At 65.8% G+C, this 21,304-nt stretch carries 15 protein-coding genes and 3 pseudogenes; 13 read left to right on the top strand and 5 right to left on the bottom strand.

Annotated elements, in window-relative coordinates; all coding sequences use genetic code 11:
• Positions 1-5 precede the first annotated feature (5 nt).
• From MHEC_RS13310 to MHEC_RS25025, 10 genes and pseudogenes are all read left to right on the top strand, one after another.
• The gene (locus tag MHEC_RS13310; protein WP_048893215.1) at positions 6-1,172 is read left to right on the top strand and encodes an acyl-CoA dehydrogenase family protein; all 1,167 of its coding nucleotides are present in this window, start codon (positions 6-8) and stop codon (positions 1,170-1,172) included.
• Between the two features lie 10 nt (positions 1,173-1,182).
• Positions 1,183-2,817: a GMC family oxidoreductase gene (locus MHEC_RS13305; protein WP_048893214.1), complete on the top strand. Its 1,635-nt coding sequence runs from the start codon at positions 1,183-1,185 to the stop codon at positions 2,815-2,817.
• Positions 2,804-4,420 carry an AMP-binding protein gene (locus tag MHEC_RS13300; RefSeq protein WP_048893213.1) on the top strand — a complete coding sequence of 539 codons (1,617 nt, stop codon included), beginning with the start codon at positions 2,804-2,806 and terminating at the stop codon, positions 4,418-4,420. The genes MHEC_RS13305 and MHEC_RS13300 overlap by 14 nt, the downstream gene beginning before the upstream one ends.
• A 67-nt stretch (positions 4,421-4,487) precedes the next feature.
• Positions 4,488-4,688 carry a hypothetical protein gene (locus MHEC_RS13295; RefSeq protein WP_200902211.1) on the top strand — a complete coding sequence of 67 codons (201 nt, stop codon included), beginning with the start codon at positions 4,488-4,490 and terminating at the stop codon, positions 4,686-4,688.
• A gap of 12 nt (positions 4,689-4,700) precedes the next feature.
• A pseudogene (locus MHEC_RS13290) lies at positions 4,701-5,990 on the top strand (aldehyde dehydrogenase family protein); the annotation flags it as partial.
• A gap of 98 nt (positions 5,991-6,088) precedes the next feature.
• Positions 6,089-8,722, top strand: coding sequence for an AAA family ATPase (locus MHEC_RS13285; RefSeq protein ID WP_048893212.1), 2,634 nt, complete (start codon positions 6,089-6,091; stop codon positions 8,720-8,722).
• 133 nt (positions 8,723-8,855) lie between these two features.
• Entirely contained in the window at positions 8,856-11,651 is a 2,796-nt protein-coding gene (locus MHEC_RS13280) for a PEP/pyruvate-binding domain-containing protein (RefSeq protein ID WP_048893211.1), read from the top strand.
• A gap of 49 nt (positions 11,652-11,700) precedes the next feature.
• Entirely contained in the window at positions 11,701-12,345 is a 645-nt protein-coding gene (locus tag MHEC_RS13275) for an HAD family hydrolase (protein WP_048893210.1), read from the top strand.
• Positions 12,342-12,494, top strand: a complete 153-nt coding sequence (locus MHEC_RS13270; RefSeq protein WP_152967072.1) for an SDR family NAD(P)-dependent oxidoreductase — start codon at positions 12,342-12,344, stop codon at positions 12,492-12,494. The genes MHEC_RS13275 and MHEC_RS13270 overlap by 4 nt, the downstream gene beginning before the upstream one ends.
• Positions 12,491-12,925: pseudogene (locus MHEC_RS25025) on the top strand (SDR family NAD(P)-dependent oxidoreductase); the annotation flags it as partial. The gene MHEC_RS13270 and the pseudogene MHEC_RS25025, both read left to right, overlap by 4 nt.
• Before the next feature lie 88 nt (positions 12,926-13,013).
• Here MHEC_RS25025 and MHEC_RS25195 read toward each other — a convergent pair.
• Positions 13,014-14,135 (bottom strand): annotated as a pseudogene (locus MHEC_RS25195) (IS1634 family transposase); the annotation flags it as partial.
• A 155-nt stretch (positions 14,136-14,290) separates the two neighbouring features.
• On the bottom strand, positions 14,291-15,574 hold the full coding sequence (locus MHEC_RS13255) for a TetR family transcriptional regulator (RefSeq protein WP_082170037.1): 1,284 nt from the start codon (positions 15,572-15,574) through the stop codon (positions 14,291-14,293).
• A 300-nt stretch (positions 15,575-15,874) separates the two neighbouring features.
• Here MHEC_RS13255 and MHEC_RS13250 point away from each other — a divergent pair, with 300 nt between their 5' ends.
• The 3 genes from MHEC_RS13250 to MHEC_RS13240 are packed head-to-tail and all read left to right on the top strand — an operon-like array spanning position 15,875 to position 18,107.
• Entirely contained in the window at positions 15,875-17,059 is a 1,185-nt protein-coding gene (locus MHEC_RS13250; RefSeq protein ID WP_048893722.1) for a cytochrome P450, read from the top strand.
• A 20-nt stretch (positions 17,060-17,079) separates the two neighbouring features.
• Complete coding sequence (locus tag MHEC_RS13245) at positions 17,080-17,874, top strand: alcohol dehydrogenase catalytic domain-containing protein (protein ID WP_201399531.1); 795 nt, start codon at positions 17,080-17,082, stop codon at positions 17,872-17,874.
• On the top strand, positions 17,868-18,107 hold the full coding sequence (locus MHEC_RS13240; RefSeq protein WP_201399524.1) for a hypothetical protein: 240 nt from the start codon (positions 17,868-17,870) through the stop codon (positions 18,105-18,107). Before MHEC_RS13245 ends, MHEC_RS13240 begins: the two co-directional genes overlap by 7 nt.
• A gap of 46 nt (positions 18,108-18,153) precedes the next feature.
• Here MHEC_RS13240 and MHEC_RS13235 read toward each other — a convergent pair whose 3' ends face one another.
• Genes MHEC_RS13235 through MHEC_RS13225 form a run of 3 tightly spaced genes read right to left on the bottom strand, consistent with a single transcriptional unit; the run spans position 18,154 to position 21,259 of the window.
• On the bottom strand, positions 18,154-19,452 hold the full coding sequence (locus tag MHEC_RS13235) for an acyl-CoA dehydrogenase family protein (protein WP_048893724.1): 1,299 nt from the start codon (positions 19,450-19,452) through the stop codon (positions 18,154-18,156).
• Positions 19,449-20,495 (bottom strand): phosphotransferase family protein, encoded by a 1,047-nt coding sequence (locus MHEC_RS13230; RefSeq protein ID WP_053094069.1) that lies wholly within the window; start codon positions 20,493-20,495, stop codon positions 19,449-19,451. Before MHEC_RS13230 ends, MHEC_RS13235 begins: the two co-directional genes overlap by 4 nt.
• Entirely contained in the window at positions 20,492-21,259 is a 768-nt protein-coding gene (locus tag MHEC_RS13225; protein WP_048893725.1) for an SDR family NAD(P)-dependent oxidoreductase, read from the bottom strand. The genes MHEC_RS13230 and MHEC_RS13225 overlap by 4 nt, the downstream gene beginning before the upstream one ends.
• Between the last annotated feature and the right edge of the window lie 45 nt (positions 21,260-21,304).

Genomic DNA, 21,304 nt, shown 5'->3' with positions numbered 1-21,304 from the left:
TACGGGTGGATTTCTCGGACGACACTGACCTGACCCTGATTCGCGAGGGTGTGCGCGCGGTTTGCACAAAGTTCGATGACGAGTACTGGTCCGAGCGCGATCGGCGCCACGAGTTTCCGTGGGATTTCTACCGGGCACTGGCCGAGGGCGGCTGGATCGGCATCGCGATTCCCGAAGCCTACGGCGGCAGCGGCCGCGGCCTGCTGGAGGCCTCGGTCATCCTGCAGGAGGTCGCCGCGTCTGGCGCGGCGATGAATGGATGCAGCGCCATCCACCTGTCGATCTTCGGGATGCATCCGCTCATCCTGCACGGTTCGGAGGACATCAAGCAGCGGTACCTGCCCCGGGTCGCCTCCGGTGAGTTGCACGTGGCGTTCGGTGTGACCGAACCCGACGCGGGTACCGAGACGCTGGCGATCAAGACCCGGGCCGTGCGCGACGGCGACTCGTATATCGTTCGGGGCCAAAAGGTCTGGACCTCAAAAGCCCAGGACGCCGACCGGGTGCTGTTGCTGGCGCGGACCACACCAGTGGAGCAGTGTCAGCGTCGCACCGACGGGTTGACGCTGTTCATGGTTGACTTGCACGACCCCGCCGTCACCATCACCCCGATCGCTAAGGCCGGCCGCAACGCGGTGTCCTCGTGCGAGACGGTCTACAACGACGTGGTGGTACCGGCGGCGGACCGGGTCGGTGAGCAGGATAAGGGCTTCTACTATCTTCTGGACGGGCTCAACGCCGAGCGGGTGCTGATCGCCTCGGAGGCCATCGGGACCGGCCAGGCGGCGCTACGCCGCGCGGTCGGCTACGCCAACCAGCGTGTGGTGTACGGCCGACCCATCGGCCAGAACCAGGGCGTGGCGTTTCCGCTGGCCGAGGCCCATGCCCGGCTCGCGGCCGCCGAGCTGATCACCCGGCGAGCCGGCTGGATGCTCGACCGTGGACTGCCCAGCGGTCCCGAGGCGAACATGGCAAAGTTCCTGGCCGCCGACGCGGCGTTCCAGGCCGCCGATACGGCCATGCAGACGCACGGCGGGTTCGGCTACGCCGAGGAGTACCACATCGCGCGGTACTGGCGTGAAGCGCGGCTGATGAAGATCGCGCCGATCCCCCAGGAGCTGATCCTGGCCTACATCAGCCAGCACGTCCTCGGTCTGCCGAAGAGTTACTAGGAGCATGGCAATGAGCAACGATGCCTACGACTACATCGTCGTCGGCGGCGGATCCTCCGGATCCGTGGTGGCAGCGCGCCTCGCCGAAGCAGGCGCACAGGTGCTGTTGCTGGAGGCCGGGGTCAGCGATCGCCGCATCGACGTCCGCATCCCCGCGGCCGTGGGCATCGCCTACCAGAAGGTCAACTGGAAGTACCCGGCCGAACCAGACCCATCCCGTACCGGCAACCCCGAAGCCTGGATGGCCGGAAAGGTGATGGGCGGCAGCGGTTCGATCAACTCCTGCGTGTTCGTCCGCGGTAACCGGGCCGACTACGACGGCTGGGCCAAGCAAGGTTGCACCGGTTGGGACTACGACTCGGTGCTGCCCGCATTCAGACGGATGGAGACCTGGGAAAATGGTCCCAGCGAGCTGCGGGGTGGTTCGGGTCCGATTTCGGTGAACGTGCAGAGCAACCACGGCCCGGCCAACATGGCGTTTCTGAACGCCTGTCTGCAGGCGGGCTATCCGTTGAACCCCGACTACAACGGTGCCTATCAGGACGGCGTCGGACTGGCCCAGGTAAACCATCGGCGCGGGACTCGCTCGCAGTCCTCGCGGGAGTACCTGCGCCGGGTGGCACCCAAGGGCAAAGTCACGGTGCGCACCCACAGCTACGTGTACCGCATCCTGGTCGAGCACGGTGCGGCAGTCGGGGTGCAATATCGACACAAGGGAACGGTCGTACAGGCCAGGAACCGCGACGAAGTTGTGGTCAGCGCTGGCTCGATCGGGTCGCCGCGGTTGCTGCAGCTATCCGGGATCGGGGCAAAGCGGGCGCTGTCGACTGCCGGGGTGCAGATGGTGCTGCACCTCCCGGGGGTGGGTCAGAACCTGCACGACCACCCCTACCTGATGCAGCGCTGGCGGGCGACAATTCCCACCATCAACAAGTTTCGCATCGGCACTGCGGTTAAAGGGCTAGTCGATTACGTGCGTAACGGCAGCGGCCCGCTGGCCATGACGATGGTGCAGGTGCAGTGCATGGCGCGCACCGATCCTGGCCTGGAGTCGCCCGACCTGCAGCTGCAGTTCGTCCCTTTTGCGATCACCCGGGCGGTCGACGAGAACGGCATGTTCAACGTGCAGCTGGCCAAGGAAGAAGCTTTCCTGGCGTCATCGACCTTCCTGCGGCCCCGCACACGCGGGTCGATCACGCTGCGCAATTCCGCGCCGGACACCCCGCCCCGCATCTCCTACCAGTTCCTGGCCGACCCCGACGACCTACGCGACTGTCTGCGCGGGCTGCGTGAAGTCCAGCGCGTGATGGCCCAACCGGCGATGGCACCGATCACCGACGGACAGCTCGAACCCGAGGCGAGCTGCCGCACCGACGCCGACTGGGAGCAGTACGTCCGCCGCACGGTGACACCGTCCTACCATCCCGTGGGCACCTGCAAGATGGGCATCGACGACTCGGCGGTGGTGGATCCTGAACTGCGGGTGCACGGCATCGCGAACCTGCGCGTCGCCGATGCCAGCATCATGCCCACCATCACCACTGGCAACACCAACGCCCCGTCGATGATGATCGGCGAGCGTGCGGCCGAGCTCATTCTCGGTGCGCGACCCAACCCGAATGGAGTGACCAATGGCTCGCGATGACGGCCAGCCCGGACGCACCCTCGGCGGATGGCTGCGCGAGGAAGCTGCACTCGACCCCGGCCGGCCCTTTGTCCAATGCGACAGCGATTGGGTCACTCTCGGCGAACTCGACGAGCAGTCCGATCGCGTCGCTGCAGGGCTGCAGGCGGCGGGAGTGGACAAGGGCGACCGGGTCGCGATCAATCTGTGCAACAGCCTTGAGTACATCGTGCTCATCTACGCCGTTGCCAAAGCAGGGGCCATCCAGGTGCCGCTCAACACCTACCTGCGTGGGGACTTCCTGCGCCACCAGCTGGTTCAGACCTCCCCCAAGATCTACATCGGCGACAACGCGGCGATGGACTTACTGACACCGATCCTTCCCACCCTGACCGAGCGTCCTCGGCTGGTCCTGGTGGGGGAGCCTGCGCAGGATCTGACATTGCAGCCTGACCTGCGCTACACACAGCTGCAGGACTCTTCCCTGGATGTGGCTGAGCCCGACATCCACCCCACCGATGTGTGCGCGATCATCTACACCTCGGGCACCACCGGGCCGTCGAAGGGCTGCACCATCACCCACGGCTACTACTGCAATCTGATCAATGTCTTCGTCGACGCCGGCTGGTACGAGAAGGGCGACATCGTCTTCGGCGCCAATCCGCTTTTCCATTTCAGCGGTCAAACCTGGCTGGTTGCTGCGGCATTGGCTGTTCGCGGATCGGCGATCGTGGAGCCTGCATTCCACGCGAGCACCTATATGGCACGCATTCGTGAGACCGGTGCCACCGTCGCGCTGGGCATGGGAGCCATGGGGATGGCGATCATGGCCCAGCCACCCCACGAGGACGACCGCAACCACAAGCTGCGCCACATCACCTTCATGCCCTCAACCGCGGAATTCATCGAGCAGTTCGAGAAGCGCTTCGGCATCGCCCCTTTCGCTGAGGTCTTTGGACAGTCGGAATGTTGGCCGGTGCTGCTGGGCGATCCGCGCGACAAGCGCCGGCCCGGAAGCATGGGCAAACCCACCAAAGGCCTGCAGGTCAAGATAGTCGACGACAACGATGTCGAGGTCCCGGTGGGGGAATCCGGTGAGATCGTCGTGCGGCCCGACGAACCGTTCCGCCTGTTCTCCGGGTACTGGAACGACGACGCCGCGACCGTGCAGGCGTTCCGAAATCTTTGGCACCACACCGGTGACCGTGGTCGCGTCGATGAAGACGGATACTTCTGGTTCGTCGACAGAAAGAAAGACTCGTTGCGCCGCCGCGGCGAGAACGTGTCATCCATCGAACTGGAGCAGGCCATCATGGCGCACCCCTCGATCGCCCAGGCAGCCGTGCACTCCGTGCCCTCCGAACTCAGCGAGGACGACATCAAGCTCTGCCTGGTGCTGGTTCCGGGCTGCGAGATCGAACCGGCCGAACTCTTCGAGTTCTTGCGAAAGTCGATGCCCTACTATGCGATCCCTCGTTACGTCGAGGTGATGGATTCCTTGCCGACCAACGTCAACGGCCGGGTGCAGAAGTACAAGCTACGGGAACGCGGTATCACCGACACCACGATCGATTTCGAGAAGCTCGGCCACGTGGTGGCCCGCGGCGATCGGCGAAAGGCCTAACGACCCCGGAGGTCGCCGTTCTTAGCATCCGGTGCTCCATCACAGTCCTGCGGAGGGAACGCTACCGTTGACCAGCACATTGCGGTACCCGCTTTCGGACGAGACGCGGGCGTTCCTCGGCCGCACTTCCTTTGGGCATCTCATCGGGGAAAAGGTGCAGCCCTCGGTGAGCGGAGCGACGATGTCCGTCGAGGATCCCGCCACCGGCGACGAGTTCGCCGAGGTGGCGGCCGGCGGTCCGGAGGATGTTGACCTGGCCGTGACATAGGCGCGACGCGCCTTCGGCGACGGGCGCTGGCGCAAGCTGCCGCCAATCGAGAAGGAACGGTGCCTCCGGCGGTTGGCCCAACTGTTGGCTGACAACGCCCTCCTGGCCGAGCTGGACGTACTCGACAACGGCATGCCGAAGCGCTTCGCGGACTACACGATGGCCATGTCGGAGGAGATTGCGGGCTACTACGCAGGGTGGCCCTCGAAGCTGGATGGAATGGTTCACTCGTCGGGCGAAGATTTCATGGTTTACACCACGCGTGAGCCGATCGGGGTGTGCGCGGCCATCGTCCCGTGGAACGGGCCCGCCGCGGCGGCGGTCTGGAAGATCGTCCCGGCAGTCGCCTGTGGAAACTCCATCGTGCTCAAGCCGGCGGAGCAGACGCCGATGTCGGCGATCGTGCTGGGGGAGCTTTGCCTTGAGGCGGGGATTCCGCCCGGCGTGGTCAACGTTGTGCAGGGCACGGGCGAGACGGTCGGCAAGGCGCTGGTCGATCACCCAGGTGTCGACAAGGTCGCATTTACCGGCTCGACCGAAACCGGTCGGCTCATTGGCGCGGCCGCGGCGTCGACGTTGAAGCGAGTCACCCTCGAGCTGGGGGGTAAGGGTGCCAACGTCGTCTTCGCCGACGCCGACCTCCATGCCGCCGCCATCGGCGCCGCGGCCACCGCGTGGGGAAACTCCGGGCAGGCCTGCCTGGCCGGGACGCGGCTGCTGGTCGAACGGTCGGTCCACGACGAGTTTTTGGGGATGGTCATCGAGTTGACCCGAAAGATGAAGCTCGGAAGCGGGTTCGATCCGGCCGTGACGATGGGGCCACTCGTGTCACGGGTCCAATTCGAACGCGTTTCCGGATACATCGCGCTCGGGCAGCAGGAAGGGGCTTTGCTGGCTTATGCCGGCGATCGCCCCGACGGCCCCGGCTGGTTTGTCAGCCCGACGATCTTTACTGGCGTGCGCAACGACATGCGGATCGCCCAGGAAGAGATCTTTGGCCCCGTTCTGTCGGTGATCCCGTTCGACACAGAGGACGAGGCGTACGCCATCGCCAACGGCACCCAGTTCGGTCTGGCGGGGGCGGTGTGGACGTCCGATGTTGGCCGGGCCCATCGTGCTGGCCGCGCCATCCGGTCTGGTGTGGTGTGGATCAACAGCTATGGGGAGATCCTCACCAACGTGCCCTACGGTGGCATGAAGCAGTCGGGTTATGGTCGCGAGCTCGGGCAGGGGTCCCTTGACATCTTCACCGAATCGAAGAGCGTCTATCTTCGCTTGGCGCCGGCCCAAGTGCCGGGATGAGCGGCGTCCGCTTGGCGTTCGGCTGCTCGCCGCAATGGCGAGCCGGCTGCGCGCTGGCCTTTGGCGCTCGGGTCGTTGGCCGATGTTAGATCATTGACATGATCCTGGACTGGCCGCTGTGCGGGCGTGACGGCGAACTTGCCCAGTTGCGCGAAATCCTGTCTCGAAATCGGGCGGGGGCAGTCATTGCGGGGGAGGCTGGGGTCGGTAAGACTCGCTTGGCTCAGGAGTTTCTCGCGCTGCCAGAGTGCGGCCACCACAGCGTCATTCGGATCGCTGCAAGCCGGGCCGCGAGACAGATCCCTTTGGGAGCGTTCGCCGCTGTCCTCCCAGCAGTGCACCATCGACAGACTCGCGGCTTTGACGAACGCACCGACCTTATGCGCCGGCTGGTGGCCGGGTTGCTCGAGGTTGCGGCGGGCCGCCGTCTCTTACTTTCTGTCGATGATGCCCATCTCCTTGACGATGTTTCGGCCACGCTGGTTCATCAATTCGTGGTCAGCGGCTCAGCATTCGTCTTGGCGACCCTCCGGCCAGATCAAACGGCGCCCGACCCTGTCGTCGCATTGTGGAAAGACGGCCTGCTCGATCGGCTGGATCTGAGTGGTCTGGACGCAGATGCCATCAGCATGGCGGTCTCGTCGGCCCTGCGGGGACCGGTTGACCCAACGGCAATCGCCGATCTCGCGTCGCGTTGCCAAGGCAATGCGCTCTTCCTGCGTGAACTCGTCTTGGGAGCCGTCGAGAGCGCGGCGCTGATAGACGACGGTGGCATTTGGCATTTCGCGAGTGAGTTGCACCCCTCCGGACGCCTGGCAGAACTCGTCGACGCTCGCCTGGGCGAAGTTGCGCCAGCCGAGCGGTCACTGCTTGAACTGCTCGCGTTCGCCGACGTGATCGGCTCCGCTGAACTGGACGAGCTCTCCGATCCGGCGGTCGCTGAGCGCCTGGAACGGAAAGGACTGGTAACGGCTCGCCTTGAAGGGCGCGGGCTTCAACTCCGATTGGCGCACCCGCTGTATGGCGACGTCGTCCGCGCACGGATCCCGACCCTTCGGCGCCGCGCGATCGTGCGTTCGCTCGCCGAAGTCGTCGAGTCCCGCGGGGCTCGACGCCGGGAAGACGTATTGCGTGTGGCCACCTGGCGACTCGACGTTGGTGGAGCCAGTCCAGAGCTCATGATGGAGGCGGCCACGATGGCACGCTGGCGCTATGACTTTCCTCTGGCCGCGCGCCTCGCTCAAGCCGCAATTCGGGCCGGCGCCGGATTCAAAGCCGAACTCTTAGCCGCTCAGGTCGCCAGCCTTCAGGGCCGGGCGGGCGACGCCGAAAAGAGGCTTGCCGCCCTCGCTCGGCACGCGACCTCCGACTCTGAGAGGGCGCCGATCGCCATTGCCCGGCTTGACAACTACCTGTACTACCTCGGCCAAACAGATCAAGCGCTCGCCGTCGCCGAGGACGCGTACCGAACGATAAGGGATCCGATCTGGCGAAATGAGATTACGGCAAAGCGCGCGGGTCTGTTACTCGCCACGGACGGCCCCGAAGCCGCGGCGGCCGCGGCGGTCCCGCTCCTTCATGAAGCGAAGGAAAGGGCGCTCGTCTGGGGATGTGTGATCGCCGGATACAGCCTTGGTCGTCTTGGTCGTATTGAGGAGGCGCTGAAAGCGGCAGGGAAGGGGTTTGAGGCGAATCTCGCGCTCAATCGGCCGCTGGAGTGGTATCCGTGGTACCACTTGTTTCACCGGGCCGAGGCCCTGGCGCACGCTGGCCGGTTCGCAGATGCCCAGGCCTTGTCCATGGAGCAATACCACACGGGAGTCGCGGACAGGTCGCCTGAAGCCCAAGCGTTCTTCGCCTGGCAGATCTGCAAGAGAGTAGGTGAGCAGGGGCACGTAACGACGTCGATTCAGTACGGTTGCGAAGCGGCTCTTCTTTTCCGACAACTCGATCGACCTCAGTTCTTGCACTATTGCCTTGGTTACCTCGCCTTGGCCTACGCCCTTGCAGGCGAGCCCGAGAAGGCACACGACGCGCTGGCCGAACTCGACGCCCTCGGTCTTCCGGCCAACTACTTCATGGGTGTGGATCTGTTGCAGACGCGTGCCTGGGTTGCCTTGGCGAGGGGCGAGGTCCGAGTGGCTCATCGCCTGCTCGAAGAAGCCGCAAAGGTCGGACAAGACATTGGTGACTTCGTCGGCGCAGCCGCTGCGCTCCACGGTTTGGCCCGCCTCGGGGCGGCGGAGGCGGCGGCTCTGCGCCTGTCGGAGCTCAGCGGTCGAATCGAAGGACAACTCGCGGCAACTCGTGCGGCTCACGCGTGCAGCCTCGCCTCTTGCGACGCACCGGGTCTCGAAGAGGCGGCGCGGGCGTTTGAGGCGATGGGGGCCGACCTCCTCGGCGCCGAGGCAGCCGCTGACGCCGCGACCGCCTGGCAACAGGCCGGAGAACCACATCGCGCCGCGCGGGTGGCCGCTTGGAGTCGCCCTCTTGTCACCCGTTGCGAAGGCGCCGTCACACCGGCTTTACAGTCGGGCGATCTTCAATCCCGTCTCACCCCGTCTGAATGGCAAACGGCGCTCCTGGCGGCAGCCGGGCGTTCCAACAAGGAGATCGCGACAGGGCTTTGCCTCTCGGTTCGAACCGTTGAGAGCTACCTCCAAGCGGTGTACGAAAAGCTCGGTATCAGCAGCCGTGGCGCCTTGGCGGGGCTGTTGTCGGCGGCACCGTAGCGGTGTCACCGCGCTACCGTACTTCTCTACGGTTGTGCCCGGAACTCTGTCGCGCTGTACTTCCAGGCATCCGTTCTGTCTGCAAGCGCTCGTCTGTCCAGCGGAACGAGCGCGCCACGAAAGGCTCAACCGTATGACGTACGTCCTCCGTTTCAACGACGAAGCGGCCGATGACCACGGTCGCGTTGGCGGCAAAGGCGCCAACCTGGCGAAGCTCACTCAGGCCGGATTCGACGTGCCACCGGGATTCACCGTCATCACCGACGCTTACGCCGAGTTCATCGCGGCAAACCAGCTCGACGAGGCAATCGCCTCTCGTCTGTCGGCTCTGTCCTGGTCTGATCCTGCCGAGCTGGAGAAGACGCTGGAAGACGTGCGGAACCTAATCCTGGCAGCCCCGCTCCCGGACGGGGTCGCGGTGGCCGTCGAATCGGCGTACGCCGACTTGGGCGGCGATGAGCCCTATGTCGCGGTCAGATCGTCAGGGACGGCCGAAGACCTCGCCGACTCGTCGTTCGCCGGACTCCACGACAGCTTTCTCGACGTCAAGGGTCGCGAGGCGCTGCTGGACGCGATCAAGCGGTGTTGGGCGTCGCTGTGGACGGCACGAGCGACCTCCTACCGGCACGACCACGGCTTCGACCAGTCGACAGTGGCGATCGCCGTCGTGATCCAGACGATGGTGGAGTCCGACGTATCCGGGGTCATGTTCACCGGAAACCCGCTCACCACGGCCACCGACGAAATCGTGATCAACGCCAGCTGGGGCCTGGGCGAGGCGGTCGTCCAGGGAATCGTCACACCCGACGAGTACACGGTGCGCAGCCGCAACGGCCGGGTAATCTCACACTCGATCGGCGAGAAATTAGTGCGGATCGTCCGGGACCCTGCCGCTGCAAGCGGAACGGTCACGGAATCCGTTCCAGAGGCGCTGCAGGATGCTCGCTGCCTCTCGGATGACGAGATCGCCCAGCTCGCCGACCTAGGGCGGCGGATCCAGACCTACTACGACGGATTTCCCCAGGACATCGAGTGGGCGTTGCACGATGGGTGGCTGTACCTGCTGCAGTCGCGTCCGATCACCGGCGTCGAGTTTTCCTGGGATTCCGACGTCGACGACACCATGTATCCCCCCGGAATGGACGACGCCGAAGACACGATCTGGACGCGGGCGTTCTCCGACGCCGTCAACACCGGGGCGGTGACGCCGCTGACGTTCTCGTGCCGGTACATCCACATCAACACTGACGGCTGGGGGCAGGCCGCTCGCATCGCTGGACTCGATAAGTTGGCCAGGACCCGGCTGTTCAAGTACCACAAGGGGACCTTCTACTACAACACTCGCTGGGAACGCCAGATGATCGAGAAGATCGGACTTCCGGCGCTTCGCCCGATGCTGCTCGAATGGACCGCGCCGAACGAGCGTGAGGACATTCTCGCCGCCCCGTTCAGCTACTGGGACTTTCTGCGCTTCTATCTGAAGGTCACGGTGCTCGAGCGGGACAAGAGCCCGTTCACCCTGCCGCAGCGGCTCGAAACCCACTGGAGGACGGAGCGGGCTGCCGACATCGCTGGACTCTCTACCGATGAGCTGCGCAGCCTCTCGGACGACGAGCTCATTCGCTACACCGAGCGGATGCTCTCCTTGGAGCTGGAGTATAACTACGAGTTCGATGTCGGGTTCTACATCTATTTCCGCGACATCATGGGTTTGCTCGGCCTAATCCTTCAACACTGGTACGACGGCGGCGACCCACGGATGGTCTTCGGCCAGCTGGTCGCCGGGAGCCCGGTGCAGACCGACACCCTGAAGGAGAATCTGGCGCTTTGGAAATTCTCCGAGCAGATCCGGGGCTCAGAAGTCTTGATGGAGACGTTCCAGAAGCACGAGGGTGCCGACTTCTTCACCGCTCTCGAAGCGAGCGAGGAGGGCCGCGACTTCCTCGCGGAGTACCATCCGTGGGCCGAAGAATACGGTCATCGCGGCGAGGCGGATCGCGACATGATCTATCCCCGCCGGTGCGAGGACCCGTCGTTGGAATACGCGTCGTTCGCGACATTCCTCAATGCATCCGGACTCGATCCGGAGAAGACTGAAGCGGAGACCAACAGGCGCCGCGAAAAGGTTTACGAAGAAGTCCTCGCCAACATCCGGCGGAAGCCACTCGGAGCCCTCAAGGCCGAGGCGTTCAAGATCCTCTATAACCTGATGCACAAATGGATCGCCGCCCGAGACAACGAGCGCCAGAGTCCGACCGACCGGATCATGATGGGGTTCAAAAGAGGCTTCCTCGAAATCGGGCGGCGAGTGCACGAGCGAGGCCAGCTCGATGAGCCCGACGGATTCCACTATCTGAGCAAGCAGGAGCTCTACAGCGTCTTTAACGGGCACGCCGTCAACCGTGCACTCATCAACACCAAGATCCCAGCCCGCAAACGCAATTGCGAACGGCTTCTCCACGGCGACGTCGAGCTTCCGAAATTCATCCACCACGGGCGGGCCGTGGACCTCGAAACAGGTGCTGCCGCCGATGACGACGGACGCCTTCGGGGGACCGGGAACAGCCCCGGCGTGGTCACCGGGACGGCGAGAGTCGTTCCGAAGCTCGCCGACGTGGTCAAGGTGCAGCCTGGCGACATCCTCATCGCACACGCCACCGACCCCGGCTGGACACCGGTCTTCCTTCTCATCAAGGGCGTGGTCACGGAGACGGGCGGGCTGCTGTCTCATGCCTCCTGCATCGCTCGAGAGTACGGATTTCCTGCCGTACAGATGCCGAAGGCTATGCAGCTCATACCGAATGGCGCCACCATCACCGTCAACGGCAACACCGGTGAGATCAGCATCGTCGACGAAGACGGCAACGCAGCGGGAAGCGACGAGGGTTCCCCTTCGGCGATAGCTGCCCGTGTTCCGCTGGGCAGTTGATACGCGGCCTGGAACGTCGTCAATTCTTTGAAGAGAGGGTAGTCAGTCCATGGGACACACTATCGAGGCGGTTCTCTTCGACTACGGCGGTGTCATGACGGAACTGCCAGGATCCGGCTTGCGCGCCTTGGCCGAGTCCGCGGGCGCCGACCCAGCCCAATTCGCCAGTTTCTTCCGCGAGGCATACCACCAGGATGGTGGTGACGGCCCCCTCCAGAAAGTCGAACGGGGTGAGATGACCTTGCAGGAACTCGATGACTGGGGCCGCGCGGAAGGGATCCGGCGCGGCTGGACTCTCAGCCTGGCCGGCCTGATCGAAGTGGTATCCGGGATGCCGATACGACCCAAGATGGTGGGCTATGTCAGTGAGCTACGACAGCGAGGCTTCCGGACGGCGCTGATCACCAATAATGCCCGGGAGTTCTCCGATATTTGGCGCTCCAAGCTGCAAGCTGACGACCTCTTTGACGTGGTCGTGGTCTCCTGCGACGTGGGTGTCCGGAAGCCGGATCCGGCGATCTACGAGCTGGCCCTGGAACGGCTCGGTTCGGTGCCTCCCGAGCGCGCCGTGTTCCTCGACGATATGGAAGGAAACCTAGCCGGAGCTCGGGACATCGGTATGCACACCGTCCTGGTCGACGACGACACACAGGCGGCGATCGATCGGCTCGAGACAATGCTCTCCCTGGGATGAGCGGGCGTACTGAGACGCTGGGCCCGATGCTCACTGACCGGGTGGCTATCGTCACCGGCGCCGCTCAGGGCATCGGGCGGGCTTTGGCGCTCACCCTGGCGCAGCACGGGGCGAGGTCGTCGTCGCCGATCTCGACGGCGACCGGGTGAACGGGGTCGTCAGAGAGGTCGGCGGCGAGGCTTCAGTCGGCTTCGTCAGGGACCTCACGGAACCCGGGGCGGCCGACGCATTGGTGGACCGAACGATCGACGCCTTCGGTCAGGTCGACATTGTGGTGAACAACGCAGGCTACAACTGGGATGGTCTGCTGCACACCATGAGCGATGAGCAGTTTCAAGCCCAGCTCGACATCCACCTCGTCGTCCCGTTCCGGATTCTGCGAGCCGCCGCGCCTTACCTTCGCGGTCCGGCCGAAACTGAAGCGGAGCAAGGGATCGAGCGGTTTCGCAAAGTCGTCAACGTCACGTCCGTTGCCGCGGCCCTCGGTCAGCGCGGCGCCGGCAACTACGCGGCGGCCAAATCTGGGCTGATCGGGCTCACGCGCACACTGGCCAACGAATGGGGTCCGCTGAAGATCAACGTGAACGCCGTCGCATTCGGTGGAATCTCCACCCGGCTTGCGGCCCCGGCCCAGAGCAGCATCGCGGTCGGAGGCCACCAGGTGCAGGTCGGCCGGCTCCGGTCAGCCGGCCGGCAGCCACCCGTTCGGCGATGGCGCCCAGGTCGATCTCGGTGGCGGCCAGCAGGGCGGCGCGTTTGCGGGCGCGTTGGGCGGCCAGGGCGGGGTTGCGGCAGGCGATGAGCCGTTCGCCGGGATAGTCGGGGTGGGTGATTTCGGCGAGGTCCTGGGTATCGAACAAGCTCATCTGCAGCGGCCCGTCATCGGCGGCCAGCACGGCGATCTGGGGGGCGCGCAGCGCGGTGAGCCATCCGAAACCAGTTGCGGTGTCTGGGTTGTCATTGAGTTCACGGATTGCGTCGATACGCGCGGAGGTGATCATGCCGCGATCACCGACCAGCACCAACCGATCAAGCCCGAATTGGGTGCGCACCACCTCGACGATGTCGGTGAAGGCGACCGGGTCGGCGGTGTTACCGGCAAACACCCGCACCGCCACCGGGCGGCCGGCTGGATCGGTGAGGATGCCGTATTCGATTTGCGGTAGCCCTTTTTTACCGTCCCTCGAATACCCGCGCAAGGCCAGCTCGCAACACCGTCCGGTCATCCAGGCACTGGTCAGATCAAACAACGCCATCCGCGAGGGATTAGCCTGTGGCCCTAAGTGTTTGGCAGCCAGCTTCTTTTCGATCGTGTCTTGCCGGTCGGCCAGCCAGTCCATCGCAGCGTAGATCTCGTCGGTGGATGCGGTGGCCACATCCAGATCGACCCCCACGGTGGAATCGGCCCACGAGGCCAGCGTGGACAGCTTGGAGGCCGGTTGGATCACCCGGGAGATGATCAGCGCGAACACCAGATCCCTCGACCGGCACGCCGGCCCCAACAACGCCGGAAACCCCAACTGGCGGGCCATCGCAGCTACCGCCGCCACATCCCCATGCGGCAGTGACCGGGTGATCGTGAACTCAGACCCGGCCGGCACCAGCACCTGGCCCTTGAGCGTGCCCTCAACCGCGGCGATCACGTCGGCGGGCAGCTTGGACAGGTTCGCCAGCGTCTCGTGGCGGACTTTCTTGCCGTCTCGATAGGTGCGGCGCACCAGGACCGACTCATAGCGGCGAACGTTGCCCGCCTTGTCCACATACTTGCTCGGTGTTCGGGCTACGTGCATCCGCGCTGGCTTCGCCACCACTCAATGGTAATAGATCAACTCAAGCATATTGTGAATCGACACACGATATTCACTGGCTACATTATCAATCCGCAAACCGACAGAATCTGAGCTCAGCCGTAGATTCCGTCTACCTCACTTGCCGCAACTTCGGATTAGGCTAAGCCGCGGCCTGCCTCGGGCGTGCCCAGACCGTCCAGCACCAACGTGAGCATCTGGTCGGCGAGCTGCTCCGGCGTCAGGCTCCCGCTCGGCTCGAACCATTCGATCGACCAGTTCAGCGCGCTGATCAGGATCAACACCGTCGTGCGCGTATGCAGGCCGGCGCGCACGTCGCCGGCCGCGATCGCGTCGGACACCAGGCCGCGCCAGTAGCTCATGTACGAGCGCTCGCGGCGCAGGCTCTGCCGGCGGACGTCCTGCGGTACCCGGGCCAGCACGTGGACGAGCCCTGCCGTGTAGCCGGTCTCGCTCAGCTGGGAGAGCAGATGTGCGGTGATGGCGGCCTCGAGGCGGTCGATCGGGCAGGCGCCGGCGGGGAGCCGGTCGACCGCGCGTCGCACCAGGTTTGCTGTGCGCGTCCACGCATCGCGGAGGAGCTGCTCGGCCAGCTCGTCGCGGGAGGTGAAGTGGTAGTAGAGGCTGCCCCGCTGCAGCCCGACCGCCTCGGCGACGTCGATGAACGCAGTGTCGTTGAAGCCCTTCTCGCGGAAGGCGTCGGCGCCACTGGCCAGGATGCGGGAGCGGGTGGTCGCACCGCGTGTCGGCGATTTCGAGGTCCGCCTCGGTTCGTCGAGGTGGGGCACGTCGACATGGCGATGCGGTCGGTGCGCCGTGGCCAGGCCGTCGAGGAAGACGGTGGTGAACTCGTTAGCGAGCCGCTCGCCCGTGAGAGTCTGGCGGTCGAGCTGGTACCAGTCGGGAATCGAGTTCAACGCGCCGATCATGAGCATTCGCATCGCCCCGGGGTTGAGGTCGGGGCGGGCCGCTCCCGAGGACTGCGCCGCGGCGATCAGGTCGCGCCAGAGGTCGCCATAGCCGCGTGCGGCGCTGAGTTGCTGCTGGTGGATTTTCGGTGGCACCGTGCCAAGAAGTCGCATGGCCGCTGCGGTGTAGTTACCCTGGGCGGCCAACGACTCGACGTGGGCACTCATCACCGCCCGCAAGCGGTCGAGGTCGTTGGCGCCGGGCGGCAGGCCGACGAGGCGTTCGGTGACGGCGCGGCTGATGAGGTCCTGTCCGACGCGCAGCACCTCGGTGACGAGCTCGTCGCGCGAGGCGAAGTGGTAGTAAAGGCTGCCCGCCTGCATCTGCGCGGCGGCCGCAATGTCGCGCAGGCCCGCGCCGGCGTAGCCCCGGGCCAGGAACACCTCTGCGGCGGCGTCGAGGATGCGTTTGCGCGTGCGGTCGGCCTTGCTCACCTGGGCGCCCTCGCTCACCGCGCCACCACCGCCTCTCTAGCCCCGGTCGTCAGCGGCCCGGTCGGCGCCGGATCACCCGAGGATCGCCGTCTACGCTCTGTCCGAAAGAGTCTAGTAGGTGGGTGTGGCGCCGACTCGCATCGCCTTCACAACGCCGGACCGTGTCAGGCTTCGTACCTCGCTGCGCGCCTGCCGGAAGCAGGGTCGACGGAGACGGCGGCGTCGAGGGATCGGGGTCGGCCTCAACCGTGAGGGCGCCGATGCGCGCGTGTTCCATTGTCCTTGACTGAAGAATCGAACGGCGCGTAGATTTCGCCCATGGTCGATAACCCTCATTCCGAACGCACCGTAGAATTCGATCCGCTCGATCTCGAGCTGTCGCGCGACCTCTGGGAGCGTTCGCGCCAGATGCGCGACGAGTGCCCGGTGGCGTGGAGCGAGTCGCACGGCGGCTTCTGGGTAATGAGCCGATACGAGGACGTCTTCGCGGCCGCCAAATCGTGGAGGAACTTCACGACCACGAAGGGCGCCGCGCCGGTGCGGTTCGACAACGAGCTCTTCGACATGGTGCCGCTCGAAACCGATCCGCCCTTCCACCGCGAGGTGCGCGACCTCTTGTCACCGTTCTTCACGGCCGAGGCTATCGCCGCCAAGGAGCCGTTGATCGGCCAGATCGTGCACGACCTGTTGGCCCCGTGCCTGACCGGCCAGCCAGTCGACTTCACGGCCGCGTTCACCGGCATCCTGCCGGCGATCGTCATCTTTCACACCCACTTCGACCAGGATCCCGCCCAAGTGGGTGCTGTCCTGAAGGTGCTGAACCGCCTGTTCTCCGCGCCGCAGGATGCAGGCGAGATTGTCCCGGAGCTTCTCGTCTGGTGCTCGTCCCTGCTCGATGGCGCGCGGGCGAGAGGTGAGCGCGACACCATGATAGGAACGATCGCGCACGCGGGTCCGCTCGGTGAATTCGAGCTCACCGACAAGCTGCGCACGGAGATCGTCTGGCAGCTCACGATGGCCGGGCTCGACACGACCACGGCCGCGCTGGCCAATCTGACGATGCGCCTGGCCGACCCGGCCCTGCGGGAGCGCCTTCGCGGCGCCGACCGCGAGACGCTCGACCGCGCGATCAGCGAGTTCCTCCGTTTCGAGGCGCCGGTACCGACCGGCGGGCGCACGCTGACCCGCGATCTCGAGGTCCAGGGATGCCCGATGAGCGACGGCGACTTCGTCCTGCTCAACTGGGCCTCGGCAAACCGGGACGAGCGCGTCTTCCTGGACCCGGATACGCTCGACATCGACCGGCCGAACGCTGTGCGGCACTTGTCTTTCGGCGCTGGGGTGCACCGCTGCCTGGGCAGGCACCTCGCTATGGCCGAGCTCCGATTCGTCATCCAGGAGCTGTCACAGCTCGCCCGGCTGGACATAGAGACCGATGGGATCGTCTATCGCGCCGGCTTTGTCCGGGCCCCGGAACCTCTGATCGTGACGGCTTCGCGATGACAACGATCAGAAACTGACCGATGGCCACGATGCAGGCTTACCGGTTGATCCGGTGGGGGACGGCGCCTGAGTACCGGGAGGTCCCGGTGCCCGATCCGGGGCCCGGCCAGGTGCTGATCAAGATGGCAGGGGTGGGCTTGTGCGGCTCGGACCTGCACATCCTGCGCAGCTCGCCAGGAGTATGGCCGAAGGAACCGCCGTTCACGCTCGGCCACGAGAACTCCGGCACGATCGCCCGGCTCGGCGCCGGCATCACGCACGTGGCCGAGGGCGACGGCGTGATCGTGTCCGGAGTCGGGTTCTGCGGGACGTGCGACCGCTGCGTCGGGGGCAGGCAGAACGAGTGCCGCAACATGGTCATGGCTGGCTACGGTTCGGGCGACGATGGCGGGCTGGCCGAGTACATGCTGGCCGATGTCCGGCACGTCGTCGGACTCGGCTCCCTCGACCCGGTGACAGCGGCGCCCCTGTCGGACGCTGGCGCGACGTCCTATCACGCAGTGAAGCGCCAGCAGTCCCGCCTGGCCCCCGGTAGCACCGCCGCTGTGATCGGGGTCGGCGGGCTGGGCAGCTACGCCGTGCAGTACCTCAGATTGCTCACCAGTGCCCGGGTGGTGGCACTCGACACCGTGCCACACCGGCTGGCAAACGCGCTTAGGTTGGGCGCGCACGAGACGGTCGTCGCCGACGAAAACTCGGCCGAGGCCCTGCGCGCGGCGGCCGGCGGCGCGGTCGACGTCGTGTTCGACTTCGTCGGCAGCACCGATTCGCTGACGACCGCGGTCTCTTCGATCGGCTGCGGGGGCGGGTGGTGATCGCCGGCATCGGCGGGGGCGAGGTTGGTGTGGGCTGGCTCACCGTCCCGATGAATGCGCACGTAATTAACACCATGGGGTTCACGCCGGTCGACCTGACGGAGGTGATTGACCTCGCCGCATCGGGTGCGGTCGAGGTCTCGGCCACACACTTTGCGTTCGACCGCATCGCCGACGGGATCGCCGCTGTGGCTGACGCATCGGTCGAGGGGCGCGCGGTCGTTGTTCTCTAATGTGCCCTTCCCCAGTATGTGTGGCGTTCGCGTCGGTGATCTTGGGTCATAGATCGACGATCTCAGGTCCAAGGAGGTCGGCGTAGCGGTCACGGGCCGCGGCGACGCGTGGTGGTAGCCACATCGACGGGAACTGCCCTTCATTTGCCTTGTAGTCACGCAGCACCTGCCGTGCCACCGTCACCTTATGGACCTCCGTGGGCCCGTCGGCAAGTCCCATCACCGCGGCCTCCTCAATCATCGGCATCAGCGGCATTTCGTTGGTGATCCCGAGCGCGCCGTGAATATGCATAGCCCGCCAGGCGACATCGTGCAGCACCTGCTCGCACAGCACTTTGCACGCCGCGACCTCGCGCCGGGCACCGGCGGTGCTGTTTTGGTCAATGAGCCACGCGGTGTGCAGCACCAGGAGTCGGAACTGCTGGATCTGGATCCAGGAGTCGGCGATCGCCGCCTGCACGAGCTGCTTTTCGGCCAGCAGCGTTCCCTTCGTGGTGCGGCTCAGCACCCGCTCGCACATCATGTCCATGGCCTGTGTGCATCGGGCGATCGTGCGCATTGCGTGGTGGATTCGCCCGCCACCGAGGCGAGTCTGCGCGATCGCGAAGGCCTGGCCTGGTCCGCCGAGGACACTGTCGCCTGGAAGCCGGACGTCCTCGTACCGGATCCAGCCGTGGATGCCGGAGTTCATCGGCGTGCCGCTGTGCCCGACGTTGCGCAGAATGTTCACGCCCGGCGTGCGCGTCGGGACGAGGAACATCGACATGCCCTGGTAGGCGGGGACGTCTGGGTCCGTGACCGCCATGACGATGAGGAACGCTGAGGTCTTGGCGTTGGAGGAGAAGAACTTCTCGCCGTTGAGCACCCAGCCCTCGCCGTCGCGAACCCCGCGGGTGACAAACTGCGTGGGGTCCGATCCGCCGTGGGGCTCGGTCATCGAGAAGCACGAGAAGATCTCGCCGTCCAGCAGCGGTTGCAGGTAGGTGGCCTTCTGCGCGTCGGTGCCGTAGTGGGCGAGGATCTCGGCATTGCCGGCGTCCGGCGCCATCGTCCCGAAGATGACCGGCGCCCATTCCGAGCGGCCGAGTATCTCGTTGAGTAAGGCCAGCTTGAGCTGGCCGAAGCCCTTGCCGCCGAGTTCGGGACCAAGGTGCGCAGCCCACAGTCCCTCCTCGCGGACCCGCTGCTTGAGCGGGTCGATGACCGACCGCACTCGGGCGGATGGAATTTCGAAACGGCGGCCGGGCAAGACCAGATCGAGCGGCTCGACATCGTCTCGGACGAAGCGGTCGGCCCAGTCGAGCTTGGCCTGAAACTCGGGGTCGGTGGTGAAGTCCCACGTCATGCGACGATGTCCTGGCTCTCGAGCAGTGCCCGCGCCCGGGCGATGAGCCGCGGGGCCAGCGCCTCAAACGCGGGCGCGCTGCCATCCTGCTTGCGCCGGCCGTGCTTGGCCAGCAGCGCCACGGTGGAGGCCTGTTTGTAGCAAGTCAGCGCCCGGAACCAGACGAGTTCCCGGCGCCCGATCGGGTTTCCGCCGGCGTCGACATAAGCGGCGATCAGCTCATCAGCCGAAGGCATGCCCGCAACTGGACCAACGGCGCTGGGATGGGTCGGGTCGCTGATCCACAGCAACCAGGACAGGTCGAGTCGCGGGTCGCTGCGCGACCAGATCTCCCAGTCGATGACGGCCGCGATGTCCGGACCGGAACAGAGCATGTTGCCCAGCCGAAAGTCGCCGTGGCAGATTGCGGCCGGGACCGGCTCGGGCATGCTTGCGACCAGCAGCGGAAGGATCGCGCCGTGCCCTGCCTGGTGCGCGGGCTCCACGGAGGCGAATGCCCGGGCCCACTTGTCCAGTTCGTCGCGCAGGCTCATCGGCGCCTCGCTGTCGAGGCCAAGGGCCGTGGCGTCAAGGCCGTGCAGGACGGCGAGCAAGCGAGCCGCCGCAAGCGAGCGGGACCGCACGATTTCGGCCGAGGGGCGGGTGGGCTCCAGGCCCGGTTCGACCGTCTCACCCTCGACGAAACGCATGACGACCGCCGGCGGCAGCGCGGGCGGGTCGCCAGGGGAGACGAGGACGACGCCGGGCACCGGCACCCGACCGTCGCGCCCCAGGGCCTGAAGCAGCCGGGCCTGGCGCACGACGTCGCGGTTGCGGACCGGTTCGAGGCCGGGCGGAGCGACCTTGACGACGAGGCGCTCGCCGAGGCCGCCCCCCCTGACCCGGGCCAGGCAGGTGATTCCCGAGTTGCCGCCGCCGGCGGCGGCCGGCAGCAGGCGCAGCTCGCCGAGGCGCGCCCCGAGCCCGGCAAGACCGGCGGCCAGGCGGTCGCGCAGTTCGTCCTGGTCGAGTGGCGTGGCGGCGGCTCGACTGGTCGGGGTCATGCCCCCATCCCGCCGTCGACAGCGAATACCTGTCCCGTGACGTAGGCCGAGGCGGCGCCAGCCAGCCAGAGTACGGCGCCGTTGATGTCGTCGGGATCGCCAACGCGGCCGAGGGGGACGCTCCGCGAGATCCGGGCAATCTGATCTTCCGACCAGCTGGCCGTGACATCAGTGTGGAACGGACCGGGCATGATGCAATTGACCCGTACGGTGGGCGCGAAGGACTTGGCGAAGGCGCGGGTGATGGTGTTGAGGCCCGACTTCGCGGCCGCGTACGGCAGGTACGACGGCTCGGCCAGCACCGAACCCACGGTCGAGATGTTGATGATCGAGCCGCTGCCTGCCTCAACCATGCGGGTGCCGATCAGCGTCGAGAGTCGGAACGGCCCCAGGAGGTTCACGCCGAGCACCGAGTTCCACATCTCCTCGGTGATGTCGAGCAGCGATTCGTACAGCGGGGACTTCCCGGCGTTATTCACCAGCACATCGACCCGACCGAAGCGCTCGTAAACAGCGTCGACCAGGCGTTCGATCTCATCCCAGTGCGACACATGGCACGCGTGGGCCATCGTGCGTACCCCGGTCTGTTGCGCGATCTCCCGGGCCGCGATCTCGCAGGAGTCCTGCTTACGACTGACGATCACGATCTCGGCGCCGGCCGCGGCCAGCGCTCCGGCCATCGAGCGGCCGAGACCCCGGCTGCCGCCGGTGACGAGGGAGACTTTCCCGGTCAGGTCGAAGGCAGACGGAACGGCAGCGCTCATGAGAACCCCTGTCGGTGCGGATTAGCCACGAATCTACGCTGCGTT

The sequence above is a fragment of the Mycobacterium heckeshornense genome (assembly GCF_016592155.1).
Taxonomy (GTDB): domain Bacteria; phylum Actinomycetota; class Actinomycetes; order Mycobacteriales; family Mycobacteriaceae; genus Mycobacterium; species Mycobacterium heckeshornense.
The sequence above is the reverse complement of the archived record's forward strand: the minus strand, read 5'-3'. Positions and strand labels throughout refer to the sequence as shown.

Excerpts from the sequence above, each read along its gene's own strand:
- MHEC_RS13280 (WP_048893211.1), top strand. The coding sequence starts at position 8,856 with ATGACGTACGTCCTCCGTTTCAACGACGAAGCGGCCGATGACCACGGT.
- MHEC_RS13300 (WP_048893213.1), top strand. The coding sequence starts at position 2,804 with ATGGCTCGCGATGACGGCCAGCCCGGACGCACCCTCGGCGGATGGCTG.
- MHEC_RS13245 (WP_201399531.1), top strand. The coding sequence starts at position 17,080 with ATGGCCACGATGCAGGCTTACCGGTTGATCCGGTGGGGGACGGCGCCT.
- MHEC_RS13250 (WP_048893722.1), top strand. The coding sequence starts at position 15,875 with ATGGTCGATAACCCTCATTCCGAACGCACCGTAGAATTCGATCCGCTC.
- MHEC_RS13285 (WP_048893212.1), top strand. The coding sequence starts at position 6,089 with ATGATCCTGGACTGGCCGCTGTGCGGGCGTGACGGCGAACTTGCCCAG.
- MHEC_RS13225 (WP_048893725.1), bottom strand. The coding sequence starts at position 21,259 with ATGAGCGCTGCCGTTCCGTCTGCCTTCGACCTGACCGGGAAAGTCTCC.
- MHEC_RS13275 (WP_048893210.1), top strand. The coding sequence starts at position 11,701 with ATGGGACACACTATCGAGGCGGTTCTCTTCGACTACGGCGGTGTCATG.
- MHEC_RS13230 (WP_053094069.1), bottom strand. The coding sequence starts at position 20,495 with ATGACCCCGACCAGTCGAGCCGCCGCCACGCCACTCGACCAGGACGAA.
- MHEC_RS13305 (WP_048893214.1), top strand. The coding sequence starts at position 1,183 with ATGAGCAACGATGCCTACGACTACATCGTCGTCGGCGGCGGATCCTCC.
- MHEC_RS13270 (WP_152967072.1), top strand. The coding sequence starts at position 12,342 with ATGAGCGGGCGTACTGAGACGCTGGGCCCGATGCTCACTGACCGGGTG.
- MHEC_RS13235 (WP_048893724.1), bottom strand. The coding sequence starts at position 19,452 with ATGACGTGGGACTTCACCACCGACCCCGAGTTTCAGGCCAAGCTCGAC.